At 58.3% G+C, this 8,800-nt stretch carries 6 protein-coding genes; 4 read left to right on the forward strand and 2 right to left on the reverse strand.

What is annotated here, in order from left to right; genetic code table 11:
* Nucleotides 1-486: oligosaccharide flippase family protein (locus BRAS3809_RS14435; RefSeq protein ID WP_170323286.1), on the reverse strand; the 486-nt coding region annotated here is incomplete at its 3' end.
* A 619-nt stretch (nucleotides 487-1,105) separates the two neighbouring features.
* On the opposite strand from BRAS3809_RS14435, the gene BRAS3809_RS14440 reads away from it, so the two are divergent.
* The 4 genes from BRAS3809_RS14440 to BRAS3809_RS14455 are packed head-to-tail and all read left to right on the forward strand — an operon-like array spanning nucleotide 1,106 to nucleotide 6,560.
* Nucleotides 1,106-2,191, forward strand: coding sequence for a Succinoglycan biosynthesis protein exoL (locus BRAS3809_RS14440; RefSeq protein ID WP_008962844.1), 1,086 nt, complete (start codon nucleotides 1,106-1,108; stop codon nucleotides 2,189-2,191).
* 2 nt (nucleotides 2,192-2,193) lie between these two features.
* On the forward strand, nucleotides 2,194-3,204 hold the full coding sequence (locus BRAS3809_RS14445; protein ID WP_008962845.1) for a glycosyltransferase family 2 protein: 1,011 nt from the start codon (nucleotides 2,194-2,196) through the stop codon (nucleotides 3,202-3,204).
* Nucleotides 3,205-3,232: 28 nt separating this feature from the next.
* Nucleotides 3,233-5,473, forward strand: coding sequence for a glycosyltransferase (locus BRAS3809_RS34365; protein ID WP_008962846.1), 2,241 nt, complete (start codon nucleotides 3,233-3,235; stop codon nucleotides 5,471-5,473).
* Nucleotides 5,448-6,560 carry a glycosyltransferase family 2 protein gene (locus tag BRAS3809_RS14455; protein WP_170323287.1) on the forward strand — a complete coding sequence of 371 codons (1,113 nt, stop codon included), beginning with the start codon at nucleotides 5,448-5,450 and terminating at the stop codon, nucleotides 6,558-6,560. The genes BRAS3809_RS34365 and BRAS3809_RS14455 overlap by 26 nt, the downstream gene beginning before the upstream one ends.
* A 1,623-nt stretch (nucleotides 6,561-8,183) precedes the next feature.
* Here BRAS3809_RS14455 and BRAS3809_RS36600 read toward each other — a convergent pair.
* On the reverse strand, nucleotides 8,184-8,800 hold a 617-nt coding region (locus BRAS3809_RS36600), incomplete at its 5' end, for a hypothetical protein (protein WP_170323288.1).

The following is an 8,800-nucleotide window of genomic DNA, read 5'->3' on the forward strand; positions in this document are numbered from 1 at the left end:
GGCCGTGACGATCGCGACGGCGGCCGCGCCGACGGTCGAGAGAAGGTCGGCTAACGCAACGGCCTTGAAGCGCCCGGCTCGTTGAAGGCGCGCGGAGGGCACAATGGTGGCCGAGGACAGCAGGAACAGTGGAGCGAATCCCAGGAGAATGCCGGCCAACGCCGGCTGCTGCAGAAGCCAGGCCAAAGGTTGAGCGGTGACGACGAGCAGGGATGCCAGCACCAGAGCGATCGCCATGACGATCCAGAATACGCTCGATTCCAGATTGCGCGTGAGTTTGGGTGCACGCACCAGTGACGCTCCGAGACCAAGGTCGCTGAAGAGCATCAAGAAGAAAAAGAACGGGGTCGCCAGTGCAACGCTGCCATAGGACGAGGGTCCGAGGATCCGAGCCAGAACGGGAACCAAGACAAGCTGAAGCAAATAGCGGCATGCGTTTCCGAGAGCGAGAACGGTCGTTCCCACAATGATCTTGCTGTTGCTCACAAGGCGGCGCCCTGGCAAGTGCAGCGGACGAGGTTGGTGTGTTCCCGGCACTGGAGGGCGCGACCGCACGCGTTGGCGGGCGAAATAAATCCGTCGTCTGGAACAGGGGCTGCATTCCTCCGAGGGATGAATTCATCTCTGCATAGTCTAGGTCGTTGCTGGCTCATCGGAGCTCCACCTCGAGCCTGTGCCGCATGAGCGGCAAGCGCCTGGCTTGCGCTCGCGGACGAGCTCCGGCTGTTACGGCGACGTTGAGGGGGAACATTCCTCTTAGTATCCCAGGGCAAGGCGGATTCAGCATCTGTTGGATTCGACCGTCGGAGGCGAACGGCCCCTGGCTCATGGTGGCGGATGGTCTGGAGCCGCCATTCATCGTCACTCCTGCATTGAAGGACGTCGGGACCGGCGCGCAAGGCGGAAAGTCGAAGGTCCGGCGTTCTGACCCAAGGCTGTCGATATTAGCCTTAATGGCAGGAGCCGGCGGGTTTTATTTTGATCTACCGGTTCCGCCTAATATTTGTAAGCCGGTGCGAACAGCAGGCAAGATGGAGACGGCAAGCTGAATATCGCCTACCTGGTTCACGATCTCTCGGACCCTGCCGTACACCGGCGGGTCCGGATGCTGAAGGCTGGCGGAGCCAATGTAAAGTTGATTGGCTTCAGGCGCACCGCCGAGCCTGTACGTGAGGTTGAAGGTTGTCTTACCATCGATCTTGGCGCGACGATGGACGGGGCATTCATCGCGCGCATTGTGTCCGTCGCCTCGGCACGTTTGCGGTTGGCCGGCCTTGCAGATGCTGCGCGGGGCAGCGAGGTCGTGCTGGCGAGAAACCTGGAGATGCTCTACCTCGGCGCTGCGATCCGCCGCCGCCACGCGCCTCGAGCTGCGCTGGTGTTCGAGTGCCTCGATATTCATCGGCTTTTGCTGGGAAGAGGGTTGCCAAGCTGGCTGCTGCGGTCGCTGGAGTCGGATCTGATGCGGGAGGTGGATCAGGTCCTGACGAGTTCGCCGCGCTTTGTGTCCGAATATTTCGGCCCAAGGCGGTTCGAGCGCCAGATACGAATTGTCGAGAACAAATTGCTGTTTCCCGACGCCGAAGTCCTCGCACGTCCACCTCGGCAACACCTGGCCGGACCTCCTTGGCGGGTGGGATGGTTCGGAATGCTCCGGTGCCGCCGCAGCTTCGACATTCTCGCAGCCATTGCGCGCGAGGCAGATGGCTCTATTGAGGTGAATATTGCCGGCCGGCCGTCTCCAAAGGAGTTTCCTGATTTCAGCGCTCTGATCCGTCGCTCGCCGGGTGTCAGCTTTAGTGGCCCCTATCGGTCCCATGAACTGCCGAAGCTCTACGGCGAAGTCCATTTCAGCTGGGCCGTCGACTTTTTCGAGCAGGGGCTCAACTCGTCCTGGCTTTTACCCAATCGCATCTATGAAAGCTCGTTCTTTGGGGCCGTGCCGATCGCGCTGAACGGTGTCGAAACTGCGCGGTGGCTTACGCGCCGAGGTATTGGGGTAATCCTAGGGGGCGATCCCGAAACAGAGTTGCAAGGCTTCCTGCGCCAACTGACGCCAGATCAGTATAGAGGTCTGGCTGCGGCAGTTGATCTTGTTCCCTCAGACGAGATCGCCGACACGAGACAAAGTTGCCGACAGCTTGTCGCATCTCTCGCGGAGGTCCGTCATTTGCCACGTGAAGGATCCTGAGCATGTCCACTGGACAAAATCCCAGCGAGCTGCGGCGCTGTGTCGTCGTGATCCCATGTCTAAATGAGGAGGATCACATCGAGCAGACGTTGAACCATTTCATGGCGGAGCCGGACGGCATTGTTTGCAAGATCGTTGTTGCGGACGGGGGCAGCACCGATCAAACATTAGGAATTGTCGAAGGATGCGCGGCTCGTGATAGCCGTATCGTCATGATGCACAATACCGGCAGGATTCAAAGCTGCGGCATGAACAGGGCAGTCGAGGCCTGGGGAGACGCCGCTCCCTTCATCGTCAGGGTCGATGCGCACGCCGCCTATCCTTCGGGATTTTGCGCGAGTTTGCTCGCGGCTCAGGAAGCGACAGGAGCCGATTCCGTTGTTGTCAGCATGATCGCCAAGGGAAAGATCTGCTTTCAACAAGCGGCCGCGGCAGCACAGAATTCACTTCTCGGTAATGGCGGCTCTGCACATCGACGCGCGGCCGACGGTCGCTTTGTGGATCACGGGCATCACGCACTGATGAGCGTTGCCGCCTTCCGGGCAGTCGGGGGATACGACGAAACCTTCTCCCATAACGAGGATGCCGAGCTCGATTGGAGACTGAAGCAAGCTGGATTTCGAATCTATCTTTGTGGTGGAGCCGACATCACCTACTATCCTCGAACGTCTCCGCTAGCCTTGTTCCGGCAGTATTGGAACTTTGGACGGGGACGTGCCAAGAACGCTCACAAGCATCGCGTGATGCTGAAGTTGCGGCAGATGTTGCCGATCTTGGTTGGTCCAGCAGTCGCTTTCGCTTTGCTAGGCGTCTTCGCTCCGCTTCTCGCAGTCCCCGCGCTTTCGTGGGCGCTGATCTGCATAGCTTACGGAATTTCAATCGGCTTGCGTAAGCGAGAGCCTTGCGCATGTGGGGCCGGACTGGCGGCAATGATCATGCATTTGGGTTTTTCATTCGGTTTCTTGAGCTATGCGGCTGGCGCGCTAGTCCAGAAATCAGGGTCGAGCAACTGAATGGCCGAATGCTTTTTGGAAATTGTCAATGTCGAAGACTGAGCACGATGCATTCGGGGGTGCGATCGACGTCAGCGTGATCGTCGCGAACTACAATGGCGAGCGGTTCATTGCCGAGGCCATTCATTCGGTATGCGAGCAGAGCCTTCGTTGCCTTGAGATCATCGTTTGCGATGATGCGTCGATGGACGGCAGCGTAGACATCGTAAAACAGATCGCTGCGACCGACGATCGAATTCGGCTCGTCAGCCTGCCCAGAAACGAGGGTCCTGCGGCCGCACGAAACCGCGCGCTTGACGTTGCGAGAGGACGGTGGATCGCTATCATGGATAGCGACGATCTGTTGCATCCGGACCGGCTTGCGACGTTAGTTCATGCGGCTGAAGGCTGTCACACTGATATTATTGCCGACGACTTGCTGGCCTTTGAATCCGATGGGCGATCGCGGCCATATCCGTTGCTGCGTGGGAAATGGGCGAGAGAGGCGCAATGGGTCACGATCGAAGACTATGTGAGATTGAACAATTTCTACGGCCGCGGACCGGCGTTGGGCTATCTCAAGCCAATGTTTCGCCGCGCGCTGATCGACGCCGGCAGGGTTCGCTATGATGAGCGATTGAGAATCGCCGAGGACTACGACTTTGTCTTCCGCCTCGTGTCAACGGGAGCCAAGTTCCGCACGATCCCTTGGATAGGGTATTTTTATCGGCGGCACAGCGGATCGATCTCGCACCGGCTGAACCCAGCGGTGCTGAAGAGCATTTTGGAGGTCGAGCGGGGACGCGATCAACAGCAATCACTGACCGCTGTGGCGCCCGTTCTTCGGGCGCGCGAGCGATCCGTCGGGCGCGCTCTGGCATTCGAGAAGCTGGTCAATGCGATCAAGGGACGGCAACCGCTTCGGGCCTTGGCAATTGCGGCCAGAAACCCTGGGGCCGCGGCACTGTTGCGGCTTCCAATCCGGCAGATGCTGGCGCGCGTGCTCGCTAGACCGCAGCCGACGCGCACGGAGCGACTTCAGATTTGCGTGCTCAGTCGCCAAAGGATCGTAGGCCGCACCAATGGCAGCTCACGGTACTTGCTGGACATCGTCGAGTATCTGCGCGGACAAGCCGTGGACGTGCATTTGATTGTACCGTCGCCCGTCACGTTGGGACGATGGCCGTTCTTAAGGCTGTCGGACGACATGGCCATCTTCAAATCGATCAAGATTCGTGGAACGTTGCGCATAGGCCGGTATATCGTGACCCGTGACCCGCGCGTCGTGATCCGGGGAGTTTTGGGGCTGCTGGACCGGGTGCTCTATCGGGCTGGCGTGATATCGACGCGGCTTTCCCATCCCGCTCCCTATGCGGTCTCGCAGCCCCTGACGCGTGCGGACCAGCTTTTCCTGGCGAAGGAGACCGTCGCCTGTGGAGATGTGCAGATCGCCGATTATTGTTTTCTAACGGAAGCATTCGCGTTTACGCTCCGACCTGATGCGCGCCGGCTGGTTATCATGCACGATCTATTTTCCAGCCGCTCCGATCGCTCCGCTTTGGCAACATTGTCGCTCAAAGAAGAAGTGCAGATGCTGGCAAGGGCCGAAACCATCCTCGCCATTCAGCGTGACGAAGCCGCAGTGTTGCAGCGTGAACTCCCTGCACATCAGGTCATCGTCGTTCCCATGGCTGCGACCGCGGTCAGCCAAGCCGTCCCGGGGCGCTCCGAGACCATCTTGTTCGTGGGCAGCTCCGCTGGGCCAAATGTGGACGGCATCCGGTGGTTCTTGGAGGCGTGCTGGCCGACCATCCGGCAGAACATGCCCAATGTGGAGTTGCAGATCGCAGGGAGCGTCTGCAACGCTCTCGCGACGCCGCCGTCTGGCGTGCAACTACTGAATGTTGTCGACGATTTGGATGATCTCTATGCGGAAGCTGGCGTCGTCATCTCGCCGCTGCGTCTGGGGTCGGGACTGAAGATCAAGCTGATCGAAGCGCTGTCGAAAGGTAAGGCGGTGGTCGCGACCACGACGACCATGCAAGGAGTTATGGACGTTCTAGGTGCGTGCGCGATCATCGAAGATGACGCCGACCGCTTCGCTTCAAGTGTGATTGCCTTATTGGCAGACACCGAGCAACGCCGCTCGCTGGGCAGTAGGGGGATTGCCGCGATTACGGCGCACTTCTCACCGCAGCACTGTTATGGAGCCATATTGCCGGTGCTTCGCGGCGAAAGGAGAGTCAAACAGTTGTCGATGGCGAATGCTCAACATGGTCAGTTTGCATGATGGGCCTCCTGATCTGGGTTGTCGGCAGCTCGGCATGGAACGTCGTCGTCGCTCGGCGCAAACGGCTAGTGCAATCCCTGGGAACCAGCAGCGGGTGGCCGCGATGACCGCTTCAGCCACGGTCGACGTAATCATCGCAGTCCGGAACAATGCAGGGACTATCGAACGCGCTGTTCGCTCCGCGCTTGCCGAGCCGGAGGTCGGGCGTGTGATCGTGATCGATGACCAGTCGATCGATGACACAGCGTTGGTTGTGCAGGGCCTTTCTTCTGGCCAGTTCGCGGAACGAATTGTCCTCGAGCAGATGCCACGTAATGTGGGGCCGGCAGCAGCGCGCAATCGGGGGGTACAGCTCTCCGACGCCGCCTTTGTTGCGATCCTGGACGGCGACGATTACTTCAAGCCGGGTCGAATACGAGCTCTTCTCGACAGGTCGGATGGGGCGGACTTCGTCGCGGATGATCACCTACAGGTCAGAGAAGGTGAGCCGGAAGACGCAAGCTCAACGACTTTGCTGCTCGGACTCGAACGAGAGATCGATCTGACTTTCGATACATTCGTTGCGGGCAACATTAGCCAATCGCGGCAACTGAGAAAAGAGTACGGGTTTCTCAAGCCGATAATCCGGCGTGCCTTTCTGGATCGGTATCAGCTGCGGTATGATGAGAAGTTGAGATTAGGCGAGGACTTCGCGCTTTACGCAAAGGCGTTGGCACAAGGCGCAATCTTTCGTGTAATTCCATCAAAGACATACATTGCCATTGTCCGGTCGGGCTCGATCAGTAGCAACCACACGAAGCTGGATCTGGAGCGATTGCGTGACAGCGATCGGGAGCTTGGGCAATTTGCGTCCCTTACGGAAAAGCAGAGGAAGCTTATTCGCCAACACTACGAATCGATCGATGCGCGCGTCCAATGGCTGAACGTGATTGATGCGGTTAAGGCGCGGGATCTGAAGACTTTTGTGTCCGCTTTTTTCATTCGCAGGTCTACATCATCTTACTTGATCGGGAAGTTGCTCGAGCAACTGTTCGTTCGTTTTGGACGTTTGCTGCTTGTAGGCGGGCAGACCGCCAAGCGGCGGTGAAATTGCGCTCGATTAGTGGCCGCCAAGGCTGAACCTCCAGCGCTGTGGCGCCAAAATGTCACTCTGACGCAGTGATTTTCGGCGTGCCTCCGAGGCAACCGGAAGGATCTTTTCAGCCGGAATGGGCTTGGTCCTTGCTGCCTTGCTCGCGAGGAGATCGCGTTCCAGGTATACGGATCGTCGCCGCTCGATGTTCAGCAACGCGGGCAATATTGCAGCAGATGATAGATCGTCCTAGGCGCGGCCCGGGCGGAGGAATTCCGCGTCTGCCGGTGTCTCGGTATGCGCGGTTAAAGGCACCGCAGCATCGTTAGCCCTGGCATTGGCTGTTGCTTGCGAAGTCGCTCAGGTTTGTGGCGTGCACGAGGCTGCAGTTTGTTGACATAGCGAATAATCGACGTCTGCGTGGTATAACTAATCACGAATACTTATCTGCAAGGCAGGGTTTGGTCGTATATCGAACTACATGGCTTATGGTATGTGTGCGGGCCCACGGTGTCGTGGAACCATCTGCCGGATTGGACGTTCCACGACGAGGAGTTTGCCATGTCCAGCATTGTCAAATGGGCGGGCAGTTGGATGATCCTGAATGGCCTGGTCGTGGTCGCTCTGATGTCCCGCCGCTCTCGCCCCGAAGTCCGTAAGACGTTGTTCCATTGGGTAATCAGCCGTCGATCCAGATCGAAGCCAATGGCGAGCGGCCAAACCCGTGCGCCGCTTCGCCGGTGACGGCTTGGTCCACAAGATCAACTTTCGTCGCTGAGTTCGACTTCCTGCTGACGGCTCACTACTAGAGTGGAGAGGACCGAATTTGCGCGTTCGCGATCCGCTCCACCGTATCGCACGCCTCTAACCGCCCAGTTAGGACCCCCGCGCTCCTTTGGAGCGACTTTCTCCACGATGACCGCTACGAAGCGTTCACATTCGGCACCACTGTGTCGAACGGCTTCCGCGAGTTCATTCTCGAGAGACGAGCGCGTGATGGACTTCCGGACCGGCTTCTCAGTTCGCTTCAACATCAAATGCTCCCTGACTGAACCGCATGGACGAGCCGCAATTGTCCTGCTGATTGCACGACTGTGGTGATTGAGAATGCAGCAGAGCGTCGCCTATTGAAACAGGTTTTTGCGAAGATCGATGAGCTGTTTGGCTACCTCTCAAATTTCAGCCGCAGCACAGACGCCAATCAGTTCCTCCAAGCGGCCGTCGTTATCACCCCAGGGGCCATCCATTTGTTCAGCTATGAGGGTTTAGGGCATGCCTCTACTCCTTGGCCCCAAACTCCGAATTGTCTTATGAACGGATCGCTCAAACAGAGAAATATTCAGAAGCGGCGCTCTTCCCATGGGAATCCTGCCTATCGTTATCTGTACCGGCGCAGGCATAGCTGCGTACCCAAGATGGCCTGAGGCGTTGTGCCGCCATAGTGGATCTGTCGATCGACCACCCGCCTAGCGCAGCACAGCGAAGCCAAACAAGACGTCTTAGCGGAGAGGCAAAGCGAGGCCAGTATCGATGCAGCGTCTCTACCGTAAACGAGCACGTTGCTCATTCAGTAGGTCAATATCATATCAGCCAATCTACCCTAAAGTCGGCTCTACGTTGGGATCTTCTTGGTGGCGGTTAGCGGGGGTCGGCATAGAAGCGGTCCAGCGCTGCCCGACAGGCCACTTCGTCGAAATCGGGGCGTTTGCGAAATTCCGCCATGCAGCCGTGCATCTCAACCAAGTGGCCGAATAGCTCAATTGCGCGATAGTCCCGGCCTTCATAGTCGTCGACCAGCAGCGTGGTGGTGGAATCGATCCGTATGAGGCTCTCCAGAGCGCAGGCGACTCGGAAACGTCCGTCAACCAGGATCAGGTCCGGCGTGTCCTGGAGCACGTGCCATGGTGCCTGGGGCAATCTCTTCCATCGGTTGATCCTGGCGGGGGTAGGAACGTCGAAGACAGGGTAGCCCCAGTCCCGAGTCATTCCGATATCCGGCGTCAGGATCGAAATATTGGCTGCGGTTTCCGGCAATGCCTTTCTCACGGCTCGGGCAAATACGGGGTCCGGCTCCACGCTGACCAGGCGAGAAACATACTTAGCCGCCATCACGGTCGAGCCGCCGCTACCGTATTCGAGATAGATGCGGCTCGAGCGGATTGCGGTCGTAAAACATTTGAGACCGCCTTCGTCGAATACCGGAGTCTGACCCACCGAATAGCCAACGAGATGCTTTTGTGCGACAAAGCAGGCAG

The organism is Bradyrhizobium sp. STM 3809 (genome assembly GCF_000239795.1).
Classification (GTDB): Bacteria; Pseudomonadota; Alphaproteobacteria; order Rhizobiales; family Xanthobacteraceae; genus Bradyrhizobium.